Annotated in this window: 17 protein-coding genes and 1 tRNA gene; 5 read left to right on the top strand and 13 right to left on the bottom strand. The window is 69.7% G+C overall.

Annotated features, from left to right (window positions below; all coding sequences use genetic code 11):
* Positions 1-20: 20 nt before the first annotated feature.
* The 5 genes from MRBLWO14_RS13820 (at position 21) to MRBLWO14_RS13800 (ending at position 4,954) form a co-directional block, all read left to right on the top strand.
* Positions 21-2,579, top strand: a complete 2,559-nt coding sequence (locus MRBLWO14_RS13820; protein WP_341933703.1) for a transglycosylase domain-containing protein — start codon at positions 21-23, stop codon at positions 2,577-2,579.
* Positions 2,576-3,514 carry a metallophosphoesterase gene (locus MRBLWO14_RS13815; RefSeq protein ID WP_341933702.1) on the top strand — a complete coding sequence of 313 codons (939 nt, stop codon included), beginning with the start codon at positions 2,576-2,578 and terminating at the stop codon, positions 3,512-3,514. The genes MRBLWO14_RS13820 and MRBLWO14_RS13815 overlap by 4 nt, the downstream gene beginning before the upstream one ends.
* A gap of 53 nt (positions 3,515-3,567) precedes the next feature.
* A tRNA-Pro gene (locus tag MRBLWO14_RS13810) sits at positions 3,568-3,644 on the top strand.
* Between the two features lie 84 nt (positions 3,645-3,728).
* Positions 3,729-4,202: a VanZ family protein gene (locus MRBLWO14_RS13805; RefSeq protein WP_341933701.1), complete on the top strand. Its 474-nt coding sequence runs from the start codon at positions 3,729-3,731 to the stop codon at positions 4,200-4,202.
* Positions 4,199-4,954, top strand: a complete 756-nt coding sequence (locus tag MRBLWO14_RS13800) for an HAD-IIB family hydrolase (RefSeq protein WP_341933700.1) — start codon at positions 4,199-4,201, stop codon at positions 4,952-4,954. The genes MRBLWO14_RS13805 and MRBLWO14_RS13800 overlap by 4 nt, the downstream gene beginning before the upstream one ends.
* Before the next feature lie 61 nt (positions 4,955-5,015).
* Here the strand turns inward: MRBLWO14_RS13800 and MRBLWO14_RS13795 are convergent, their stop codons facing one another.
* The 13 genes from MRBLWO14_RS13795 to pta all read right to left on the bottom strand — a co-directional run bounded on the left by MRBLWO14_RS13795 (position 5,016) and on the right by pta (position 22,658).
* The gene (locus MRBLWO14_RS13795; protein WP_341933699.1) at positions 5,016-6,275 is read right to left on the bottom strand and encodes an alpha-hydroxy acid oxidase; all 1,260 of its coding nucleotides are present in this window, start codon (positions 6,273-6,275) and stop codon (positions 5,016-5,018) included.
* Between the two features lie 11 nt (positions 6,276-6,286).
* A complete protein-coding gene (locus MRBLWO14_RS13790; protein ID WP_341933698.1) occupies positions 6,287-7,009 on the bottom strand; it encodes an FCD domain-containing protein in 723 nt (240 codons plus the stop codon).
* Between the two features lie 103 nt (positions 7,010-7,112).
* Positions 7,113-7,766, bottom strand: a complete 654-nt coding sequence (locus MRBLWO14_RS13785; protein WP_341933697.1) for a thymidine kinase — start codon at positions 7,764-7,766, stop codon at positions 7,113-7,115.
* Positions 7,767-7,773: 7 nt separating this feature from the next.
* Positions 7,774-9,243 carry a malate:quinone oxidoreductase gene (locus MRBLWO14_RS13780; RefSeq protein ID WP_341933696.1) on the bottom strand — a complete coding sequence of 490 codons (1,470 nt, stop codon included), beginning with the start codon at positions 9,241-9,243 and terminating at the stop codon, positions 7,774-7,776.
* A gap of 83 nt (positions 9,244-9,326) precedes the next feature.
* The gene (locus tag MRBLWO14_RS13775) at positions 9,327-10,397 is read right to left on the bottom strand and encodes an aspartate-semialdehyde dehydrogenase (RefSeq protein WP_341933695.1); all 1,071 of its coding nucleotides are present in this window, start codon (positions 10,395-10,397) and stop codon (positions 9,327-9,329) included.
* Between the two features lie 111 nt (positions 10,398-10,508).
* Complete coding sequence (locus tag MRBLWO14_RS13770; protein WP_341933694.1) at positions 10,509-11,789, bottom strand: aspartate kinase; 1,281 nt, start codon at positions 11,787-11,789, stop codon at positions 10,509-10,511.
* A gap of 85 nt (positions 11,790-11,874) precedes the next feature.
* The gene (locus tag MRBLWO14_RS13765; RefSeq protein WP_341933693.1) at positions 11,875-12,807 is read right to left on the bottom strand and encodes an EamA family transporter; all 933 of its coding nucleotides are present in this window, start codon (positions 12,805-12,807) and stop codon (positions 11,875-11,877) included.
* A complete protein-coding gene (gene recR, locus MRBLWO14_RS13760; protein WP_096714913.1) occupies positions 12,804-13,397 on the bottom strand; it encodes a recombination mediator RecR in 594 nt (197 codons plus the stop codon). The genes MRBLWO14_RS13765 and recR overlap by 4 nt, the downstream gene beginning before the upstream one ends.
* Positions 13,397-15,760, bottom strand: coding sequence for a DNA polymerase III subunit gamma and tau (locus MRBLWO14_RS13755; RefSeq protein WP_341933692.1), 2,364 nt, complete (start codon positions 15,758-15,760; stop codon positions 13,397-13,399). The genes recR and MRBLWO14_RS13755 overlap by 1 nt, the downstream gene beginning before the upstream one ends.
* A 176-nt stretch (positions 15,761-15,936) precedes the next feature.
* On the bottom strand, positions 15,937-18,441 hold the full coding sequence (locus tag MRBLWO14_RS13750) for a glycosyl hydrolase family 65 protein (protein ID WP_341933691.1): 2,505 nt from the start codon (positions 18,439-18,441) through the stop codon (positions 15,937-15,939).
* Positions 18,438-19,220: an HAD-IA family hydrolase gene (locus MRBLWO14_RS13745; RefSeq protein ID WP_341936202.1), complete on the bottom strand. Its 783-nt coding sequence runs from the start codon at positions 19,218-19,220 to the stop codon at positions 18,438-18,440. The genes MRBLWO14_RS13750 and MRBLWO14_RS13745 overlap by 4 nt, the downstream gene beginning before the upstream one ends.
* A gap of 103 nt (positions 19,221-19,323) precedes the next feature.
* Positions 19,324-20,544, bottom strand: coding sequence for an acetate kinase (locus MRBLWO14_RS13740; RefSeq protein WP_341933690.1), 1,221 nt, complete (start codon positions 20,542-20,544; stop codon positions 19,324-19,326).
* Positions 20,541-22,658, bottom strand: a complete 2,118-nt coding sequence (gene pta / locus MRBLWO14_RS13735; protein WP_341933689.1) for a phosphate acetyltransferase — start codon at positions 22,656-22,658, stop codon at positions 20,541-20,543. Before pta ends, MRBLWO14_RS13740 begins: the two co-directional genes overlap by 4 nt.
* Positions 22,659-22,688: the final 30 nt, after the last annotated feature.

The raw sequence follows: 22,688 nt of genomic DNA, 5'->3' as shown, positions 1-22,688 counted from the left end.
AAGTCCCCTACGATCAGCGTATGCCTCAAAAGAATCGCACGGTGAAGGGTGCGCTCGGCGGGGTCCTCGGACTCGTCGGCCTGAGCGCGGTCGCCGGCCTCCTCGTCACGGCCAGCGTCACTCCCGTCCTCGCCATGACGGGTATCGCCGGTTCGCAGGCCCTCACGATCTTCGAAGACCTGCCCGCCAACCTCGACGTGACCGCTCCGATGGAGCAGTCCACGATCTACGCGACCGCAGCAGACGGCTCCGCAGTGGAACTCGCGTCGTTCTACGAGCAGAACCGCGTCCCCGTGACGTTCGAGCAGATCAACCCGGTGGTGTTCGACGCCGTCCTCTCCAGCGAGGACAAGGGCTACTACACGCACGGCGGCGTCAACGTCGGAGCGACGGCGAAGGCTCTCGTCGACAACCTGCGCGGCACCAGCGATCGAGGCGCCTCGACCATCACCCAGCAGTACGTGAAGAACGTGCTCATCCAGGAGTGCGAGCAGGATGCAGACCCGGCGTCCGGCACGTATGCCGACGACCTGCAGCAGTGCTGGCTCGACGCGACCAACGCCTCCGGTTCGAAGGGCATCGAGCGCAAGCTCCAGGAGATGCGTTACGCGCTGCAGATCGAGAAGGAGTACTCGAAGAACGACATCCTCCTCGGGTACCTCAACATCGCGAACTTCGGCGGCACTGTCTATGGCATCGAGTCCGCCGCGAACTACTACTTCTCCACCACCGCCGCGAACCTCACCGTCGCGCAGGCCGCGACCATCGCCGGCATGGTGCAGAACCCGAACCAATACCGCATCGATCGTCCGAACGGCACCTGGACCGACAAAGACGGCGTAGCCCACAACACCGCGGCCGACGGGTACGCCGACACGCTCGAGCGGCGGCACTACGTGCTCGGTCGCATGCTGACGGACGGCAAGATCACGCAGGCGCAGTACGACGAGGCGGAGGCGACCCCGATCACGCCGGCGATCACGGCTCCCACGCAGGGCTGTGTCGCCGCGAACGACATCGCGCGCAGCGCGTACTTCTGCGAGTACGTGAAGTCGGTCGTGCTGAACGACCCCGCCTTCGGCGACACCGCCGAGGCGCGTCGCGATCTGCTGCGCCAGGGCGGGCTGAAGATCTACTCGACGATGAACATCGACATCCAGAACGCCGGCGCGCAGGCGATGCTCGACACCGTTCCGGGGAACTACGACAACCAGTACTTCGGAGCCGCGGGCGTCTCGCTCGAGACCACGACCGGGCGCGTGCTCGCGATCACGCAGAACACGACCTTCAGCGAGACGATCCAGGGCGACCAGGCGTACACCTCGCTCGTCTTCGCGACCGACAAGGCGCACGGAGGGTCGAACGGCTTCTCGGTCGGATCCACCTACAAGCTCTTCACGCTGATCGACTGGCTCGAGGAGGGCCACTCGGTGCGCGAGACCCTCAACGGCAACAATCGCGTGTTCCAGAACTTCAAGTGCGGCGACGACCGCATCCGGAACAACACCAAGATCCAGAACTTCGGAAACCAGGGAGGGTACACGGGCACCGTGATGAAGTTCACGGCCGACTCGCTGAACAGCGGTTACCTCGCGATGGCCGAGAAGCTCGACCTCTGCAAGATCAACGCCGTGGCCGACCGCATGGGCGTGACGCTCGCGAACGGCGGCAAGACCACCGACGATTCCCCCGCCCCGTACGACATCCTCGGCCCGAAGTACATCTCGCCGCTCGCGATGGCCGGCGCCTACGCGACGGTCGCCAACAACGGTGTCTACTGCACCCCGAAGGCGATCGACCGTGTCGTCGACTCCGAAGGCAACGACCTCGCCATTCCCGCCTCATCCTGCTCCCAGGTGATCTCGCCCGAAGTCGCCAGCACCGCAGCCTTCGCTCTGCAGGGCGTCATGAACGGCGGAACGGGAGCGAGGGCCAACACTCGCGACGGCACGCCGCTGATCGGCAAGACCGGAACACACGAGTCCTGGGGAACCATGATGATCGAGTCCAGCACCAAGGTCACGACGGCAGTCTGGGTCGGCCGTTCGCAGGGCCAGGCGAGCATTCTGCGTCAGTCCTGGGGTGGGACGCCTCTCAACGAGATGCGCTACAGCCTCGCTCGAACGATGCAGCGCTCGGCGAACGTCCTCTACGGCGGCGATGCTTTCCCGCAGCCGGACGCGAACCTGAGCAAGCAGGTGCTGACGGACGTGCCGAACGTGGTCGGCATGGATACCGCGACGGCGACCGCAACCCTGCAGAACGCCGACTTCCAGGTCGTCGTCGGCCCCGCTGTCGACGGCCCGGCAGGTGACGTCATCGTCGCGCAGGACCCGCAGGGCCAGGCCCCGAGCGGCGCGACCGTCACGATCTCGCCCAGCAACGGGCAGGGAGCGACCGTTCCCGATGTCGCCGGACAGTCGAAGACGGCAGCCGCAAGCACGCTCTTCGCTGCGGGCTTCGGCTCGGTCTCGTTCGACAACTCCTGCAACCCCGGAAACGCGACCGCCGCAGCCACGACGCCGGCGGCGAACACGGCTGCGAACAAGTCCACGCCGATCACGGTCACCTGCCAGTGACGTCTCGAACGACGGCGAACCCGGCCCTCATCGCGCTCGGCGCGGTGGGGGCCGCTGGCGCCGCGGCCGCGGTATGGGGCTTCGGGATCGAGCGCTACCTCTTCACCGTGCGCGAGGTTTCGGCGTCCGCTCTGCCGCAGGGCTCCGCGCCGATCCGCGTCCTGCACCTCTCGGATGCGCATATGGCACCCTGGCAGCACCGGAAGCAGGACTGGCTCGCCTCGCTCGCGCAGTTGAATCCCGACCTGATCGTCAACACCGGCGACAACCTCGGCCACCGCGACGGCTTGGCCGGGATCCGCCGAGCGTTCGATCCTCTCGCGGGCATCCCCGGTGTCTTCGTGCACGGGTCGAACGACGTGAACGCGCCGTCGCCTCGCAACCCGTTCCTGTATTTCACCGGCCCGTCGAAGAAGAACAGCACGCCCTCGCCGCTCCTCGACACCGCCTCGATGGATCGATACTTCACCGACGAGCTCGGCTGGGTCGGGCTGAACAACGCCGCGGCCCGGATCGAGGTGAACGGCAGGGCGGTGGACCTCTTCGGCGTGAACGACGCCCACCGCGACTGGGACGACCTCGACGCACTGCCCGCGGCCATCGACTCCCTCGGGCCGCGCGAACCGGGAGCACCGGTGCTGGGCGTGACGCATGCCCCCTATCAGCGAGTGCTGAACTCATTCGTCGACCTGGGCGCCGACGCGATCCTCGGCGGCCACACGCACGGGGGGCAGGTCTGTCTCCCCGGCTTCGGCGCGCTGGTCGCGAACTGCGACATCCCGCTCAAGCAGGCGAAGGGACTCAGTACCTGGGCGCACGGCGGCCGCGCTGTGCCGCTCAACGTCAGCGCCGGGTGCGGTCACTCGATCTACGCGCCCGTGCGGTTCGCCTGCCGCCCCGAGGCCACGCTGCTCACGCTGACGGCGCGCGACTGACCCCCCGATTGGGTGCGGGAGAGATTTCCCTGTAGAATCGGAGGGTTGCAAAACGGGGTGTGGCGCAGCTTGGTAGCGCGCTTCGTTCGGGACGAAGAGGTCGCAGGTTCAAATCCTGTCACCCCGACCAGTGACATCGGAAGGCCGCCCTCACGGGCGGCCTTCTCTGTATCGCGGCACCGCATGATCAGCACGCACGGCGAAAGGGGATCGCATGAGCGCACTGCTCCCTGCCCCTCGACGCGCAACCCGCGGGATCGCGATCCTGCTCGGCATCCCCTTCCTGGTGGGGCTGGGACTGCTGACCCTCACCCCGGCCCGCGTCGAGGAATCGATGCCGAATCTCCTCGACCTCGTCCTGTCGACCGCACACCGGGTGGGCTGGGACTGGCTCGATTTCGCGCGCCTCGAGATCCTCGCCAATGTGCTCGTCTTCGTTCCGGTGGGCGTCTTCGCCTTCCTCCTCGTGCCGCGTCGCGTCTGGCCGGTGGCCGTCGTGCTCGGACCTGCGATCTCCGTCGCCATCGAGGTCGCACAACGGCTTGCCCTCCCCCATCGCGCGGCCACGGTGAGCGATATCGCCGCGAACTCCGGCGGCGCGCTGATCGGGGTCTTCCTCGCGATCGCCTGCACCCTCCTCTTCGCACCGAGCACGACCCGACCGCCCCGTAGTCTGGAGGCACCATGACCGCGCCCGCTCTCGTCGCCTTCGACCTCGACGACACCCTCGCCCCCTCCAAGGGAGTCATCAGCGACCGCATCGCCGCGCTGCTCATCGCCCTGCTGCATCGCGGCGATGTCGCGATCATCTCCGGCGGCAACGAGCAGCAGTTCCGCTCTCAGGTCGTCGCGCAGCTCACGACGGTCGACGCCGACGCCCTGTCCCGCCTGCATCTGCTGCCCACGTGCGGCACCCGGTACCTGCGCCATGACGGTGCCGACTTCGCACCCGTGTACGCGCACGATCTCAGCGCGGAGGAGAAGGATGCCGCCCTGACCGCGCTGCGGGAGGAGGCCGAGCGCCTCGGCCTCTGGGAGCCGCAGCCGTGGGGAGACATCCTCGAGGACCGCGGGTCGCAGATCACGTTCTCCGCCCTGGGCCAGAAGGCTCCGCGCGATGCCAAGCACGTCTGGGACCCCGACGGCTCGAAGCGGGCGGCCCTGCGGGATGCCGTCGCCGCGCGCCTCCCCGGACTCGAGGTCCGCTCGGGGGGATCGACGTCGATCGACATCACCCGAGCCGGCATCGACAAGGCCTACGGCATGCAGCGTCTCGCCGACCTGACCGGCATCCCCCTCGCCTCCATGCTCTTCTACGGCGACAGGCTCGACGAGGGCGGCAACGACTACCCGGTGCTCGCTCTCGGCGTCCCCTCGATCCCCGTCGAGGGGTGGGAGGACACGGCAGACAAGCTCGACGAGCTCCTCGCTTCGCTCTGATCCCACCGCAATCCGCCGAGGGCCCGACCTCTCGTCGAGCCCTCGGCAGCCTGAGAACGGCTCAGCGTGCGACGGCCTCCGACGCGCTCTTCGCGACGGGCACCAGTCTCGTCAGCTGCGTCACTTGCGAGGGCTCCAGTTCCGCCAGCGACGCGACACCCAGCAGCCGCATCGTGCGCTCGATCTCGGTGCGCAGGATGGCGATCGTGCGATCCACGCCTGCCCGGCCACCGGCCATGAGGCCGTAGAGGTAGGCCCGCCCGATCAGGGTGAAGTCCGCACCGAGGGCGACCGAGGCGACGATGTCCGCGCCGTTCATGATGCCCGTGTCGACCATGACCGTGAAGTCGTCGCCGACCGCTCGACGGACCCCGGGAAGCAGGTGGAACGGGATGGGCGCGCGGTCGAGCTGGCGCCCGCCGTGGTTCGACAGCACGATGCCGTCGACGCCCGCGTCGCGCAGTCGCACGGAGTCCTCGACGTTCTGCACGCCCTTGATGACGATCTTGCCGGGCCACAGGTCGCGAATCACGGCGAGGTCGTCGTAGCTGATGGTCGGGTCCATCGCGGCGTCCAACAGCTCGCCCACCGTGCCGCCCGTCGTGCTGAGAGAGGCGAACTCGAGCTTCGGCGTCGTGAGGAAGTCGTACCACCACCACGGTCGAGGGATCGCGTTGATGATCGTGCCGAGGGTCAGCTGCGGCGGGATGCTGAAGCCGTTGCGCTTGTCGCGCAGCCGCGCACCGGCCACGGGCGTGTCGACCGTGAACTGCAGCGTGTCGAACCCTGCGGCGGCCGCCCGACGTGTGAGCTCATACGAGATCTCGCGGTCGCGCATGACGTAGAGCTGGAACCAGTTGCGTCCGTGCGGGTTCGCGGCCTTCACGCCCTCGATGGAGGTCGTGCCCAGGGTCGACAGCGTGAACGGGATGCCGGCGGCTGCCGCAGCTCCGGCGCCGGCGACCTCGCCCTCGGTCTGCATGAGTCTCGTGAATCCGGTCGGCGCGATGCCGAAGGGCAGCGCCGACGGGCCGCCGAGGATCTCGACGGACGTGTCGACCCGCGGCGCAGGGCGCAGGATGCCGGGGTGGAACTCGACGTCCTGGAAGGCCTGCCGCGCACGTCGGAGCGACAGCTCGCCCTCGGCGGCGCCGTCGGTGTAGTCGAACGCGGCCTTGGGCGTGCGCCGCTTCGCGATGGTGCGCAGGTCGGCGATCGTGAGGGCCGCGTCGAGCCGCCTCTTCTTGCCGTCGAGCTGCGGCTTCTTGAACTTCATGAGCTCGAGGAGCTCGGCGGGGTTGGGAAGCTGGCGCTGGACCATGCTCTGACCTCTCAGTCGATGGACGGGATGCCGCGGGTGAGCCCCGTGGCGCTGTAGTAGCCGGTGATATGGGCGCGGACGAGCGAACGGGCACCCTCGGCGTCCTCCGCATGGATGGCTGCGACGATGGCGCGATGCTCGGAACGCAGGCGGGCCGCCATGGCATCCCAGTCGGGGATCGCCGCGGCGCCCTGCTGCACGTACGACTCGATCGCGGAGCGGAGACCTGCCATCATCGCGGCGACGACCGTGTTGCCGCTCGCCTCGGCGAGGGCGAGGTGCAGTTGCGCATCCAGCGCGAGGAACTCCGCGGGGGCGAGACCGGGGGCGTCCATCGCGTCGAGCACGCGTCCGACCTCGTCGAGCGCCGGGGCGGATTGCGATGCGAGGTCAGCGGCGACGGCGTCTTCCAGCACCAAGCGGGTCCGGACCACGTCGTCGAGCGGAAACCCCTGCGCGGCGACCTGCAGACGCAGCAGCGTCGACATCCCACCCGTCGGCGTCGCGATCACGATGGCCCCGGATTGCGGCCCGGAACCGGTGGCCGTGCGGATCAACCCCATGACCTCGAGCACCCGCAGCGCCTCCCGGACGCTGGAGCGCCCGACGCCGAGCTCCGTGGCCAGGTCGCGCTCGGAGGCGAGCCGATCGCCCGGACCGAGGCGTGCATCGAGGAGCTCGCGCTCGACGTGCTCGAGTACGAGGCGCCAGGCGCGCGCGGGCTGTTCCGACATCCGCTCTCCTCCGCTCGTGTGGTCTGACCACAGTATCGAGTGCGGTCAGACCACGCAAGAGGAGCCCGTCACGCGGCCGCGGACGGGCGAGAGCGAGGGGCTGTCAGCCCAGGCGTCCGCCGGACTCCTGCAGGTAGCAGGCGCCACACAGCGACTCGTAGGTGGTGAGCTCCGGCGCAACTGCGCCCTCCGCGCCTTCGTCGATGGCGACCTGATCACCGGAGAACACGAACCGGCCGCCGATGACTCGTCCGTTGAAGACGGCCTTCCGGCCGCAGCGGCAGATGGTCTTGAGCTCCTCGAGGGAGTGCGCGATCGCCAGCAGGCGCGCGGAGCCGGGGAACGCGTGCGTGAGGAAGTCGTTGCGGATGCCGTAGGCGATGACCGGGATGCCGTCTTCGATCGCGATGCGGAACAGATCGTCGACCTGCAGAGCGGTGAGGAACTGGGCCTCGTCGATCAGGAGGCACGCCACATCGACGGGGCCCTCCGGGAACAGCTCACCCTCGGCAGCACTCCGCACACGATCGCGCTCCGCGTCGAACAGCGCACGCGCGTCGTCGTCCGGGCCGATCAGGAAGTCGACCTCGCGCGTCATCCCCAGTCGGCTGGAGATCTCGGACGCGCCCTTCGTGTCGATCGCCGGCTTCGCCAGCAGCACGTGCTGGCCGCGCTCCTCGTAGTTGTACGCGGCCTGAAGCAGAGCGGTGGACTTGCCCGAGTTCATCGCGCCGTAGCGGAAGTAGAGCTTCGCCACCGCTGCGCTACTCGTCGATGCCGAGCGTGGCCGCCGTCGACGACGTCGACGACGCGGCCAGAGCGGGCTGGGTGTTCAGCTTCTCGCCGAACGTCGGGATCAGCTCACGCAGCTCGGACTCCCAGCCCGGGTACTCGTCGGGGAAGCACTTCTTCAGCAGGTCGAGCATGATCGGGACCGCGGTGGACGCACCGGGCGACGCACCGAGCAGACCGGCGATCGAGCCGTCGGCGGACGCGACGACCTCGGTGCCGAACTGCAGCACACCGCCCTTCTTCGGATCCTTCTTCATGACCTGGGCGCGCTGACCGGCGTCGATCAGCGTCCAGTCCTCATCCTTCGCGGTCGGCATGAACGTGCGCAGGCTGTCGACCTTCTTCGCGTGGTTCTTCAGCAGCTCGCTGACGAGATAGGTGATGAGGTCGGGGTTCGCGAACGCGACCCGCAGCATCGGCATGAGGTTGTGCGGTCGCACCTGGGTCACGATGTCGAGCAGCGACCCGTTCTTCAGGAACTTGGGGCTGAAGGTCGCGAACGGACCGAACATGAGCGACGCCTCGCCGTCGACGACGCGCGTGTCGAGGTGCGGCACTGACATGGGCGGCGCGCCCACCGACGCCTGCGAGTAGACCTTGGCCTTGTGCTGCGACACGATCTTCGGGTCGCTGGTCTTGAGGAACTGTCCGCCGATGGGGAAGACGCCGTAGCCCTTGATCTCCGGGATGCCGGAGCGCTGCAGCAGCTTGAGCGCCCACCCTCCGGCGCCGACGAAGACGAAGCGCGCCTTGATCTCGGCGGGCGTGCGACCGACGGTCGTGCGGTACTTGACCAGCCACCCGTCCTTCTGCTTCTTCAGCGAGCGGACCTCCTGGTTGGTGCGCAGCGAGACGCCCGACTTCGTGAGGTGGCCGAACAGCTGGTGGGTCAGCGCGCCGAAGTCGACGTCGGTGCCCGCCGGTACGCGGGTGGCCGCGAAGGGCTCGCCCTTGCGGCGCTGCTGCATGAGAAGCGGCGCCCACTTGTTGATGACGCGCGAGTCCTCGCTGTATTCGATACCCGCGAACAGCGGCTGCTTCTTCAGCACCTCGTAGCGGTCCTTGAGGTACGCGACATCCTTCTCGCCGCGCACGAAGGTCATGTGCGGCGTCGCGTTGATGAACGTCGACGGCTCGTCGAGCACACCCTTCTCGACCAGCGACGACCAGAACTGGCGGCTCTGCTGGAACTGCTCGTTGATAGAGATCGCCTTCGCCGGGTCGAGCGGTGCGTCCTTCTGCTGCGGCATGTAGTTCAGCTCGCAGAGCGCAGCGTGACCGGTACCCGCGTTGTTCCAGGGGTTGGACGATTCCTGGGCCACGTCCGACAGTCGCTCGAAGGCGACGATCTTCCAGTCCGGCTGCAGCTCGTGCAGCAGGGTACCTAGGGTGGCGCTCATGATGCCACCGCCGATCAGGACGACATCGACTGTTTCTGTCACCAGGACAGTCTAGTTCGCGGGCACGGCACGACAGACCACGCGGACCGGCCCGACGAGACCGGATCCGCATGGCGGGGATGCCGTCAGGCTATGACCGCCAGGCGCTCGGCGAGGATCTCGGCGATCTGCACGGCGTTCAGCGCGGCACCCTTGCGCAGGTTGTCGTTGCTGATGAACAGCACGAGGCCCTTGCCCTCGGGCGCCGACTGGTCGGCGCGGATACGACCGACGAAGCTCGGGTCCTTGCCTGCGGCCTGCAGCGGAGTCGGCACCTCGTCGAGCACGACGCCGGGGGCGCCGCCGAGCACCTCGCGCGCCCGCTCTGGAGTGATGTCGCGAGCGAACTCGACGTTGATCGACAGCGAGTGACCGGTGAAGACGGGGACGCGCACACAGGTGCCGGCGACGCGGAGGCCCGGGAGCTCGAGGATCTTGCGACTCTCGTTGCGGAGCTTCTTCTCCTCGTCGGTCTCGTTCTCGCCGTCGTCCACGAGGTTGCCCGCGAACGGGATCACGTCGAACGCGATCGGCGCGACGTACTTCTCGGGCTCGGGGAAGTCGATCGCCGAGCCGTCGTGCACGAGGCGCAGCGTGTCGCCCTGCGCGAGGACTCCCTCGACCTGGCCGAGCAGCTCCTGCGCACCGGCGAGTCCGGAGCCGGAGACCGCCTGGTAGGTCGAGACGATCAGCCGCTCGAGACCGGCCTCGGCGTCGAGCGCCTTGAGCACGGGCATCGCGGCCATGGTCGTGCAGTTCGGGTTCGCGATGATGCCGCGGGGGCGGTCGTCGATCGCGTGCGGGTTGACCTCGCTCACCACGAGGGGCACCTCGGGGTCGTTGCGCCACGCGCTCGAGTTGTCGACGACGACGGCGCCGGCCTCGGCGAACCGCGGAGCGTAGGCGCGGCTGGCGGTGGCGCCGGCCGAGAACAGGGCGATGTCGATGCCCGCGGGATCCGCCGTCTCCACGTCTTCGACGATCACGGTCGCTCCCCCGAACTCGATCGCGGTGCCCGCCGAGCGCGACGACGAGAACAGACGCAGGTCGCGGATCGGGAAGGACCGCTCGGCGAGAATCTCGCGCATGACGGTGCCCACCTGGCCGGTGGCGCCCACGATGGCGACGGAGAGTCCTGAGTCGGAGATGCGGGTCATGATGTTCCTTGGCGTCGAGCAGTACTGCAAGCGAGGCTTCGGGCGCGGCGTCGGGGTGCGGATGCCGCGCCTGGCGCCGATGTCAGGGTGTGGGTGAGTCTACCGTGCCGGTCAGCGACCGGTGCCAGCGTGGACCGTGGCTTCGATCTCGCCGTCGAGTCCGTAGGCGCTGTGCACGGTGCGAGCGGCCTCTGCGAGATCGCTGTCGCGCAGCACGACCGAGATGCGGATCTCGGACGTCGAGATCATCTCGATGTTGATGCCGCCGGCCGACAGCGCCTCGAAGAGGATCGCCGAGACGCCGGAGTGCGTGCGCATCCCCGCTCCGACGACCGACAGCTTGCCGATCTGGTCGTCGTGCACGAGGTTGCTGAAACCGACCTCGGCCTGCTCGGCGGCGAGCGACTTCAGCGCGGCGGCGGCATCGGCCTTGGGCACCGTGAACGAGATGTCGGTGCGGCCCGTCGCCGACACGTTCTGCACGATCATGTCGACGTTCGCACCCGACTTGGCGACGATCTTGAAGATCTCGGCGGCCTTGCCCGGCACGTCAGGCACGCCTGCGACCGTGATCTTGGCCTGGCTGAAGTCGGTGGCGACTCCGGCGACGATCGGTTCTTCCATCTCAGCTCCCTCGGCTTCGCGGGGGTTCTTCATTCCCTCGCCCAGAACGTAGGTGCCCTCCGACGACGAGAACGTCGAACGGGCGTGGATCAGGACGCCGTGACGGCGTGCGTACTCGACGGCGCGGATGTAGAGCACCTTGGCGCCGTTCGCGGCGAGCTCCAGCATCTCCTCGCTCGAGATGTGGTCGAGCTTCTGCGCCTTCGGGATGATGCGCGGGTCGGAGGTGAAGATGCCGTCGACGTCGCTGTAGATCTCGCACACGTCGGCCGACAGCGCCGCGGCGAGCGCCACGGCCGTGGTGTCCGAGCCGCCGCGTCCGAGCGTCGTGATGTCGCGGGTGTCACGGTTGAAGCCCTGGAAGCCGGCGACGATCACGATCGCACCCTCGTCGAGCGCTTCGCGCAGACGGACCGGGGTCACGTCGACGATGCGGGCGGCGCCGTGCTGGGAATCGGTGATCATGCCGGCCTGGCTGCCGGTGAACGAGCGCGCCTCGAACCCCATCGAGTGGATCGCCATCGCAAGGAGCGCCATCGAGATGCGCTCACCGCTCGAGAGCAGCATGTCGAGCTCGCGGGGGGCGGGGATCGGGGCGACCTCGTTCGCGAGGTCGAGCAGCTCGTCGGTCGTGTCGCCCATCGCGCTGACCGCCACGACGACGTCGTGTCCGGCACGGCGCGTGTCGACGATGCGCTTGGCGACGCGCTTGATGCTCTCTGCGTCGGCGACGGACGAGCCGCCGTACTTCTGCACGATGAGGGCCACGTTCACTCCCTGGGATGTCGGGCGGATCCGCCCACGCTCATTCTACGATCGGGTCGTATACCCGACCGCGCATGTGACGCAGCACTCAGGGCGCGGGCGGGGCCGCGGCCAGGTCGGGGGCGGTGGATGCCGGAGGCCGCAGCCGCCCGCCGGTGGCGGCGAACCAGCATCCGGCGATGATGAGGGGGAACCCGATGAGCAGTCCCGGTGTGAGCGGCTCGGCGAGCACGATCGCCCCGAGGATGATCGCCACCACCGGGTTGACGTAGGTGAACAGCGGTGCGCGAACCGGCCCCACCTCGCGGATGAGGGCGAAGAAGGCGAGGAACGCCACGGCGGTGCACACGACCGCGAGGACGAGCAGCGCTGCGATCGAGGTGATCGTCGGCACCTCGTGCTGGGTCAGCAGACCGATCGGCAGGTACAGGATGCCGATCATGAGCAGGGAGAGCGTGATCGTTCCGAACGACGGCACGTCGGCGAGCTTGCGCGCGACGATGAAGGGCGCGATCGCGTAGAGGATCGCGACGAGGAGCACTTCTCCCGCAGCGAGCAGGCTCACGTCACCTCCGAAGAGGCCTGGCCCGGCGACGACGATCGCGACGCCGACGAAGCCGACGAGGAGGCCGATCCCCCGCGCGGGGCGCAGCACTCCGCGGTCGCCGCCGCCCAGCGCGATCAGGGCGGCGAACAGCGGAACGGTCGCGACGAGCAGACCGGTCATACCGGACGGCAGGGTCATCTCGGCGTGCCCCAGCAGCACGAACGGACCGGCCATCTCGACGAGCCCGAACGCGAGGACCCACGGCCAGTGCTTCCACGCGGCCTTCAGCGCACCGCCGCGGATCGCGAACGGGAGCAGCAGGAGGGCGGCGATCAGCGTGCGGCCCGCGACGATCGCGGGCGGCGAGAACGACTCGACCGCGACGCTGATGAACAGGTACGGCACGCCCCAGAGGAGCGCCATCGCCCCGAAGAGCAGCCAGCCTCGACGGGAGAAGCCGCCCTGCGCGTTCACAGCACGCGCCGGCCCTCGAACGCGCGCCCGAGAGTGACCTCATCGGCGTATTCGAGGTCGCCGCCGACGGGGAGACCCGAGGCGAGGCGCGAGACGGTGATCTGCATCGTGGTGAGGAGACGACTCAGGTAGCTCGCGGTGGCCTCGCCCTCGAGGTTCGGGTTGGTCGCGAGGATGACCTCCTGCACGGTGCCGTCCGCGAGGCGCGTCATGAGCTGGGCGATGCGCAGATCGTCGGGGCCGATGCCCGCGATCGGGCTGATCGCCCCGCCGAGCACGTGGTACAGGCCGCGGAACTCACGCGTTCGCTCGATCGCGGCGACGTCCTTCGCGTCCTCCACGACACAGATCAGGGCTCCGTTGCGGCGCGGGTCGCGGCAGATCGCGCAGCGCTCCTGCTCGGCCACGTTGCCGCAGATCTCGCAGAAGCGCACGCGCACCCGGATCTCGGTGAGCAGCTCGGAGAGACGCGCGACGTCGAACGTCGGCGTCTGCAGGATGTGGAACGCGATCCGCTGCGCGGACTTCGGACCGATGCCCGGCAGTCTGCCGAACTCGTCGATCAGTTCCTGGACGATTCCGTCGTACATCAGGAGAACCTCGTGGGGGGCTCGTAGGGCTCTTCGCGCACGAACGTGGCGCCGAGCACCTGGCGGATGACGGCCTCACCGTAGCGCTGCACTCCCCCGCCCGGGGTGCGGTCGGTGACGACCGGGGCGGATGCCGGTGCCGATCGAGGCGTCGGGGCTGCCGGCGCGGAGGCGCCCGAGGACGACGACGGGGCGGAGGGACGAGACGGCCCTCGGGACGGCGCGGGCTCGTACGACGGGTCATAGGGCGGCTCGTCGTCATAGGGCGGCGGCTCGTCGTCGTACGGCGGTGGCGCGTCGTCGGCGGGATCGGCCTCACGCGTCACGGTCGGCGCCGCGGCCGCGCGCGGAGCCGTGTCGACCTCGGCGGGAGCAGAAGCGGGTGCCCCCGCGGCAGGAGCGGTGACCGGACGGTCCGCGGAGGCTGCCGGGGCTGCCGGGACCGCGGCGGCTGCCGGCTCCACAGCGGGCGACGCGGGAATCGGCGCGACCGCCCACTCCGTCACGGGTGCGGCGGAGTCACTGCGGGCCTGGGTGCGCGTCGATCCCGCTGACGCAGGCTCCGATGCGGGTGCGCCGGCCGAGGAGGACTCGCTCGATGCCGAGCCGCCGGACGAGGACGGCTGCCGCGGGGCACCGCCCTGCGGCATGGGTGCGGGCACGTACTTGACGCGGACACCGAGTTCCTGCTCGATCGCGGTGCGCAGATGATCGGACGGCCCCGATCCCGGCGTCGTCCCCTTGAACTTCGCGACGTCGTGCTGGCTCGTGAATCCGAGCGTGAGGACGTCGGTGTCGGTGACGTAGGCCAACGGCTGCACGGCGGTGGCCAGCAACCAGGAGCTGCGGCTGATGTCTTCGAGGCGCTTGAGGACGGCCGACCACGACGACGTGATCCGCTCGAACGTGACCGGACCCGAGGGCGCCGCTGCAGGCTGAGTCGGGAACGCGAGCGCCGAGGTCTCGGATGCCGGAGTCCCGGATGCCGGAGTCTCTGATGCCGGAGTGGGCGTGTCGGAGGATTCGGCGCGCGTCGCCTCGGTGGCTGCGCTCCCCCGCTCGACGTCCGGAGAGGAGGATGCGTCCTCACGCTCAGCGGCAGGGGCGGCGGCAGCGGCGGGGGCGGCGCTGGCGGGCGGGGCGGCGGAGGTCGGCGCGGAAGCGCGAGGTGCCGGGCTCGACGGTGCAGTCGCCTGACCGGCAGCCGCTCGTGGCTGCGCGGCCGGCGCGGCGGCCACGGCATCCGTCGGCCCCGCCAGGACCCGGGCGACCATCAGCTCGAGATGCAGCCGGGGCGAGGTCGCACCCGACATGTCGTCGAGGGCGGCGCTCACGACGTCCGCCGTGCGCGAGAGACGAGCGGAGCCGAACGCCTCGGCCTGGGTGCGCATGCGCGCGAGCTCGTCGTCGGCGATGCCCCTGAGCACGGCCGAGGCGCCGGCGCCGACGGCTGCGATCACGATGAGGTCGCGCAGACGCTCGAGCAGGTCGTCGACGAAGCGGCGCGGATCCTGTCCGGTCTGCACCACGCGGTCGATCGCGGGGAACGCCGCTGCGGCGTCGCCCGCGGCGAGCGCGTCGACGATCTCGTCGAGCAGGGTCGCGTGCGTGTAGCCGAGCAGCGCGACGGCACGCTCGTACGCGACGGTCACGGTCTCGGAGCCGGCCGGGGAGTCCGACCCGGCGATCAGCTGGTCGAGCAGCGACAGGGTGTCTCGCGGCGATCCGCCGCCGGCGCGCACGACGAGCGGCAGCACACCCTTCTCGACGACCACGCCCTCTTCGGCGCAGAGCTTCTCGACGTACTCGAGCATCGCGGCCGGCGGCACGAGCCGGAAGGGATAGTGGTGCGTGCGCGAACGGATCGTGCCGAGCACCTTCTCGGGCTCGGTGGTCGCGAAGATGAACTTCACGTGCGGCGGGGGCTCTTCGACGAGCTTGAGCAGCGCGTTGAATCCCTGCGGCGTGACCATGTGGGCCTCGTCGAGGATGAAGATCTTGTAGCGGTCGCGGCTCGGGGCGAAGGTGGCGCGCTCGCGCAGGTCACGGGCGTCGTCGACGCCGTTGTGGCTCGCGGCGTCGATCTCGACGACGTCGAGGGACCCGCCGCCCGCCCGCGACAGCTCGACGCAGCTCGGGCAGGTTCCGCACGGGACGTCGGTCGGCCCCTCGGCGCAGTTCAGGCAGCGGGCCAGGATGCGGGCCGAGGTGGTCTTGCCGCAGCCTCGCGGCCCGGAGAACAGGTAGGCATGGCCGACACGATCGCCGCGCAGCGCGGTCATCAGCGGCTCGGTCACCTGGGACTGCCCGATCATCTCGCCGAACGACTCGGGGCGGTAGCGGCGGTAGAGGGCTGTGGTCACCAGAACAGCCTACGGCGTGCCGCCGACATCGAGGCAGCCCCGGCCTCCGGCATCCGCCCGTTCCGTCCGCCGTCGCCGAACCACCCCTTTCCGCGCGAACCACCCCGTTGCGCGGCGTAGGCAGCGGGGTGGCTCGAGACGAAAGGGGTGGCTCGGCGCGACGGTCGCGAGAATACTCAGTCGTCGTCGCCGATCACGGGAATGGCCGTGGTGATCACCGGAACGGATGCCGACAGCAGCGTGCCGTCCTCCCGCACCGCGTTGGCGAACTGGCGAAGCGTCGGACGCCCGGGGATCAGGGGTCCCTGGTCCGCGAGCGGCACGACGGCGTCCTCGCCGACCGCCGCAGTGAACGCCTCGTCGCGCACGGTGAACGGCACCGGCTCGCCCGACCGCACGTGCACCCGCAACTCGTCGGCCGTGAGGGTGACCTGCAGCATCGAGCCCTGCCACTGCAGCGGGAACGACAGCGACGGCCAGTCGGCGGGCAGTCGCGGGTCGAAGCTCAGCTCGCCCGCCCAGTCGCGCATGCCACCGAAGCCGCACACGAGAGCCGTCCACACGCCGCCGGCCGAGGCCACGTGCACGCCGTCCGACGCGTTGTGGTGCAGATCGTGCAGGTCGACGAACAGCGACTGCTCGAAGTACCGCAGCGCGAGCTCCTGATACCCGACCTCGGCCGCGAGGATCGACTGCACCACGGCCGACAGGGTCGAGTCGCCCGTCGTCAGCGGGTCGTAGTAATCGAAGTCGGCCTTCTTCTCCTCCGGCGTGAAGTGGTTTCCCTGCAGGAACAGCGCGAGCACCACGTCGGCCTGCTTGAGCACCTGGAACCGGTAGATCACGAGCGGGTGGAAGTGCAGCAGCAGCGGGCGCTGATCCGACGGCGTGTGCGCCAGGTCCCACACCTCCCGCTCGAGGAACAGGGAGTCCTGCGGGTGGATGCCGAGGGCCTCGCTGTACGGGATGAACATGGCGTCCGCCGCGCGCTCCCACGCGTCGGCCTCGCCCTCGCCGAGGCCCGTGCGCTCGACGACCCTGGCGAACTCCTCGCCGTTCGCCTCCTGCGCCTCGCGCACGACCCGCGCCGCGTAGCGCAGGTTGTAGCGCGCCATGACGTTCGTGTAGAGGTTGTCGTTCACGACCGTGGTGTATTCGTCAGGGCCGGTGACGCCGTGGATGTGGAAGGTGTCCACACCGTCCTCTCCCGACGTGCCCGGCACCGCCTGAGACGTGCGCCAGAAGCCGAGTGTGGCCCACAGCCGCGCGGTCTCGATCGCCACGTCGATGCCCTCGCGGCGCAGGAAGTCCTCGTCTCCCGTCGCGCGGACGTACTTGCCCAGGGCGAAGCTGACGTCGGCGTTGATGTGGTACTGCGCGGTGCCGGCGGCGTAGTACGCCGACGCCTCCTCGCCGTTGATGGTGCGCCAGGGGAACAGCGCTCCGGCCTCGTTCAACTGGGCGGCGCGCTTCCGTGCAGCGGGGAGCATGTGCACGCGCGCCCGCAGCGCATTGCGCGCCCACTGCGGCGACGTGTAGGTGAGGAACGGCAGGACGTAGATCTCGGTGTCCCAGAAGTAGTGACCGCTGTATCCGGATCCGGTGAGGCCCTTCGCCGGGACGCCGTTGCCGTCGGCACGGGCGGAGGCCTGCGCGAGCTGGAACAGGCACCAGCGCGTCGCCTGTTGGATGTCGTCGCGTCCGCCGATCTGCACGTCGCTGCGATCCCAGAACGCGGCGAGCCATTCGGCCTGTCGGGCGAACCGCGACTCGACGCCCTCGGCCATCACACGGTCCAGCGATCGGCGGCACCGGTCGACGAGCTCGCGGGCGGGCACGCCGCGCGACGTGTGGTAGCTCACGAGCTTGGTGATCGTGATCGGCACCCCGGCCTTCGCCTGCACGCGGAAGACGTTCTTCGAGATGTCCGGGTCGATGAGCGTGCGCGAGGTGTACTCGTTCTCGGTCTCGACGATGTGGTCGGCGACGACCGCGACCGTCATGCCCGATGCGGCGACCGAGTACGACAGCGCCGAGCGGAGGCCGTCCTGCCAGTGCTCGGCCGGCTCCAGCACTCGTTCGGCGATCTTCTCCGCCTTGCGGGGGTCGAAGCCGCCCTTCGCCTCGGCGGGAGTGCCCGCGTAGACGCCAGCGCCGTCCTGACGGTTCAGCAGCTGGCAGCTGATCGTGACCGGGGCGTCGGAGTTCTCGACGACGACCTCGAGGCGGAGGATCGCGAGGTGGCGCTCCTCGAAGCTGACGATGCGCTCGTCGCGCATGCGCACGCGCTTACCGGACGGGGTCTCCCACACGACGATGCGCTCGAGCACGCCGGTGCGCATGTCGAGCGTGCGGCGGTACTCGCGCACGTCGGCCACGTCGAACGAGATCGGCTCGTCGTCGACGTAGACGCGCATGACCTTCGCGTCGGGGGCGTTGACGATCGTCTGCCCGACCTCGGCGAACCCGTAGGCCTGCTCGGCGTGCCGGATGGGCCAGGTCTCGTGCAGGCCGTTCACGAAGGTGCCGTGCTCGTGCGCGCCGCGCCCTTCGATGTGGTTGCCGCGCAGGCCGAGATACCCGTTCCCCACCGAGAACAGCGTCTCGCCGACGCCGTTCTCGGAGTAGCGCGTCTCGATGAGCTTCCAGGGGTCGACGGGGAAGCGGTCGGGGTCGATCATGCGGTCTCCTCGGAGTCGGAGTCGTTCGGGTTCTCGGCGGAAGAGGCGGAGTCGGTCAGGAAGGCGTCGAGGTCGGTGACGACGACGGTGGCGCCGGCGGCGCGCAGCGCGTCTGCGCCGGTGCCGCGGTCCACGCCCACGACGGTCGCGAAGCCCGCGGCGGCGGCGGATGCGGCGCCCGAGGTCGCGTCCTCCACGGCGACGCTGCTCGCCGGGTCGACGCCCAGCGCCTCGGCACCGGCTCGGAACATGTCGGCTGCGGGCTTGGATGCCAGTCCCTCGCGCTCGGCGACGACGCCGTCGACGACCACGCGGAAGAACGAGCGGATGCCGGCTGCGCCGAGCACCTCCTCCGCGTTCTTCGAGCTGGACACGACCCCGATCGGGACCCCGGCCGCGCTGAGCTTCTCGACGAGGGCCAGCGATCCCGGGAACGGCGCGATGCCCTCTGCCCTGAGCGAGGCGGCGAACGCGGCGTTCTTGCGGTTGCCGATGCCGCAGATCGTCTCGGCCTCCGGCGGGTCGTCGACCTCACCCCAGGGCACCTCGACGTTGCGGCTGTGCAGCAGGCTCGCGACGCCGTCGTACCGCTTCTTCCCGTCGACGTAGTCGAAGTAGTCGGCGTCGGTGTACGCGGGTGTGATGCCCCAGCGCTCGAACACCTCGTCGAACACGACCTTCCAGGCGCGCATGTGCACCTCGGCGGTCGGCGTCAGCACGCCGTCGAGGTCGAACAGGACGCCGTCGGCGCGGAGCAGGTCGGGCAGTGCTTCGGGCACAGGAGCCTCCAGGAGAAGGACGAGGGTTCCGGCACCTCTCCGTGCCACTGTGCAAGCGTAATGCCGCACGGGGCCGCCGGTCACCCCCGGAAGGGGTGTCGAGTCAGAGCATCCGCGAGGTCTGCCTGGCGATCTCGAGCTCCTCGTCGGTCGGGACCACGAGGACGGTCACCGCCGAGGCGTCCGTCGAGATGCGCCTGATGCCCCGGCGCCGCTCGACGTTGCGGCCGCGATCGATCTCGACGCCCGCGAATCCGAGCGTCGCCATGGCCTCCTCGCGCACAGCGGCGGCGTTCTCGCCGACGCCCGCGGTGAAGGAGATCACGTCGACTCCGCCGAGCTGCGCGATGTACGCACCGGCGTACCCCCGCAGACGGTGGATGTACACGTCGAAGGCCAGGGTCGCGGCGGCGTCCCCCTGCTCGCGTCCGGCGAGGATGTCGCGCATGTCGCTGCGTCCGGCGAGCCCCTTGAGGCCGCTGCGGGTGTTGAGCAGCGCGTCGAGGTCGTCGATCGAGTAGCCGGCACGGCGAGAGAGGTGCACGAGCGCCGCGGGGTCGAGGTCGCCGGAGCGGGTGCCCATCACGAGCCCCTCCAGGGGGGTGAGCCCCATCGACGTCTCGACGGATCGGCCGCCGTCGATCGCGGTGACCGAGGCGCCGTTGCCGAGGTGGAACACGAGCTGGCGCAGCGAGGCGGGGTCGCGGTCGAGGTAGGCGGCGGCCGCCTCGCTCACGTACTGATGGCTGGTGCCGTGGAACCCGTAGCGGCGCACCCGGTGCTGGGCGGCGAGCTCGGCGTCGATCGCGTACGTGTACGCGGCGGGCGGCAGGGTCTGGTGGAACGCGGTGTCGAACACCGCGACATGCGGCACATCGGCGAACACGGCCTTCGCCGCACGGATGCCGGCGAGGTTGGCCGGGTTGTGCAGCGGCGCGAGCACCGCGAGCTCCTCGATCTGCGCCTCGACGTCCGGAGTCACGAGGGTCGGCGCGTAGAACCGCGCTCCGCCGTGCACGACGCGATGGCCGACGGCAGCCGGCGGATGCTCGTCGAGCGAGGGGCCGTGCTCGGCGAACTGCGCGAGCATGACGGCGAACGCCTGGTCGTGGTCGGCGACGGGGCGCTCGTCCTCGAAGGTCGCGTCGAGCATCGTCACGACGGCGTCGCCCGCGGCATCCGGCCGAACGGTGTGCGTGATCGCGCTGACGTCCTGCCCGATCCGCTCGATGAGGCCGCTCGCGAGCTCGCGCTCGTCCTCGATGTCGATGAGGCTGTACTTGAGCGACGACGATCCGCTGTTGATGACGAGGATGGTGGTCATGAGTCGGCCCCCTGCGCCTGGATCGCGGTGATCGCGACGGTGTTCACGATGTCGTCGACGAGGGCTCCCCGCGACAGGTCGTTGATCGGCTTGTTGAGCCCCTGCAGCACGGGACCGATCGCGACGGCACCGGCCGACCGCTGCACGGCCTTGTAGGTGTTGTTGCCCGTGTTGAGGTCCGGGAACACGAACACCGTCGCGCGTCCGGCGACCGCGGAGTCGGGCAGTTTGGCCTTCGCGACCGCCGCGTCGGCGGCGGCGTCGTACTGGATCGGCCCCTCCACGAGCAGCTCGGGCGCCCGTTCGTGCACGAGTGCGGTGGCCTGGCGCACCTTGTCGACATCGGCGCCCGTGCCGGACTCCCCCGTCGAGTACGAGAGCATCGCGACGCGGGGGTCGATGCCGAACTGCCGAGCCGTGGCCGCCGAGGAGATCGCGATGTCGGCGAGCTGCTCGCTGGTGGGATCGGGGATGACGGCGCAGTCGCCGTAGACGAGCACCCGGTCGGCGAGAGCCATGAGGAAGACGCTCGAGACGACCTGCACCCCCGGCTTGGTCTTGATGATCTCGAACGAGGGGCGGATGGTGTGCGCCGTGGTGTGCGCTGCTCCCGACACCATCCCGTCGGCGAGACCCAGGTGCACCATCATGGTGCCGAAGTACGACACGTCCGTCACGGTGTCCGCGGCCTGAGCGAGCGTGATGCCCTTGTGGGCGCGCAGCCTGGCGTACTCCTCGGCGAAGCGCTCGACGAGTTCGGGGTCGGTGGGGCTGAGGACCTGCGCTGCCTCGATGTCGACGCCGAGCTCGACCGCGCGAGCCCGCACCGCCGCCTCGTCGCCGAGGATCGTGAGGTCGGCCACCTCCCGGGCGAGCAGGGTCGCGGCCGCGCGCAGGATGCGGTCGTCGTCGCCCTCGGGCAGCACGATGCGCCGCCGGTCGGCCCTCGCCCGTTCGATCAGCCCGTACTCGAACATCAGCGGGGTGACGACCTTCGACTCGGCCAGGCCCAGCTGCGTGGTGAGCTCGGCGACGTCGACGTGGGTCTGGAACAGGCCGAGGGCCCGGTCGTACCGGCCGCGCGAGTCGGGCGAGATGCGTCCGCGGGCGCCCATCACGCGCACCGCCGTGTCGTAGGTGCCGAGGTCGGTGGCGATGATCGGCACGGTCGAGGTGAAGCCGTCGAGCAGCTGCACGATCGGATCGGGCAGCGGGAAGGGACCGTTGAGGATGATCCCCGCGACCCGCGGGAACGTGCCGGAGGCGTCGGCGAGCAGCGTCGCGAGCAGCACCTCTGTGCGGTCGGCGGGGATGACGACCACGGCTTCCTCGGTGAGCCGCGGCAGCACGTTCACCATCGACATTCCGGCGACGACGATCGTGAGGGCCTCGCGCCCGAGACGGTCGGGGTCTCCCTTGATGAGTCGTCCGTCGACGGCGGAGAGGATGCCGCGGATCGACGGCGCGACGAGGGTGCGGTCCTCGGGGAGCGCCCACACCGGGGTGGTCCGCGCAGGACGGAGTGCGGCGACCGCCTGCTCGATGTCGCCGAGGCGGTCGGGATCGGCGCGGTTCACGACGATCGCGAACAGCTCGGCGCGCTCGACCTCCAGCTCCGACAGAGCGAGGGCGCCGATCTGGCCGACGGCCTCGGGCGTGCGGGCCGTGGTCGTGCCCAGCTGCTCGGCCTGGCGCTGCTGGTCGCGACCGCTGAGGACGAGCAGCACGGGTGCGGCGAGGTTCGCGGCGATCCGAGCGTTGTAGCCGAGCTCGGCGGGGCTGGCGACGTCGGTGTAGTCGCTGCCGATGATGACGACGGCGTCGCACTGGGCCTCGACGGCCTTGAAGCGGGCGACGATGGTCGAGAGCGCCCGGTCGGGGTCGTCGCGGACGTCGTCGTAGGTCACGCCGATGCAGTCGTCGTAGTCGAGCTGCACGCCGTCGTGGGCGAGCAGCAGCTCGAGCACGTCGTCGCGTTCGGCGACCGAGCGCGCGATGGGCCGGAAGACACCCACGCGCGGTGTGACGCGCATGAGCGCATCGAGCACGCCGAGGGCGATCGTGGACTTCCCGGTATGGCCTTCGGCCGAGGTGATGTAGATGCTCTGCGCCACGGCTCCAGCCTAGGCGCACCTCCCCTTCCG

It is taken from the genome of Microbacterium sp. LWO14-1.2 (genome assembly GCF_038397715.1).
Classification (GTDB): domain Bacteria; phylum Actinomycetota; class Actinomycetes; order Actinomycetales; family Microbacteriaceae; genus Microbacterium.
This window is presented reverse-complemented; position numbering and strand designations above follow the sequence as displayed.

What these genes read in the sequence shown, in the direction of transcription:
- MRBLWO14_RS13820 (WP_341933703.1), top strand. Translation starts at nt 21, where the DNA reads ATGCCTCAAAAGAATCGCACGGTGAAGGGTGCGCTCGGCGGGGTCCTC.
- MRBLWO14_RS13805 (WP_341933701.1), top strand. Translation starts at nt 3,729, where the DNA reads ATGAGCGCACTGCTCCCTGCCCCTCGACGCGCAACCCGCGGGATCGCG.
- MRBLWO14_RS13800 (WP_341933700.1), top strand. Translation starts at nt 4,199, where the DNA reads ATGACCGCGCCCGCTCTCGTCGCCTTCGACCTCGACGACACCCTCGCC.
- MRBLWO14_RS13795 (WP_341933699.1), bottom strand. Translation starts at nt 6,275, where the DNA reads ATGGTCCAGCGCCAGCTTCCCAACCCCGCCGAGCTCCTCGAGCTCATG.
- MRBLWO14_RS13790 (WP_341933698.1), bottom strand. Translation starts at nt 7,009, where the DNA reads ATGTCGGAACAGCCCGCGCGCGCCTGGCGCCTCGTACTCGAGCACGTC.
- MRBLWO14_RS13775 (WP_341933695.1), bottom strand. Translation starts at nt 10,397, where the DNA reads ATGACCCGCATCTCCGACTCAGGACTCTCCGTCGCCATCGTGGGCGCC.
- recR (WP_096714913.1), bottom strand. Translation starts at nt 13,397, where the DNA reads ATGTACGACGGAATCGTCCAGGAACTGATCGACGAGTTCGGCAGACTG.
- MRBLWO14_RS13750 (WP_341933691.1), bottom strand. Translation starts at nt 18,441, where the DNA reads ATGATCGACCCCGACCGCTTCCCCGTCGACCCCTGGAAGCTCATCGAG.
- MRBLWO14_RS13740 (WP_341933690.1), bottom strand. Translation starts at nt 20,544, where the DNA reads ATGACCACCATCCTCGTCATCAACAGCGGATCGTCGTCGCTCAAGTAC.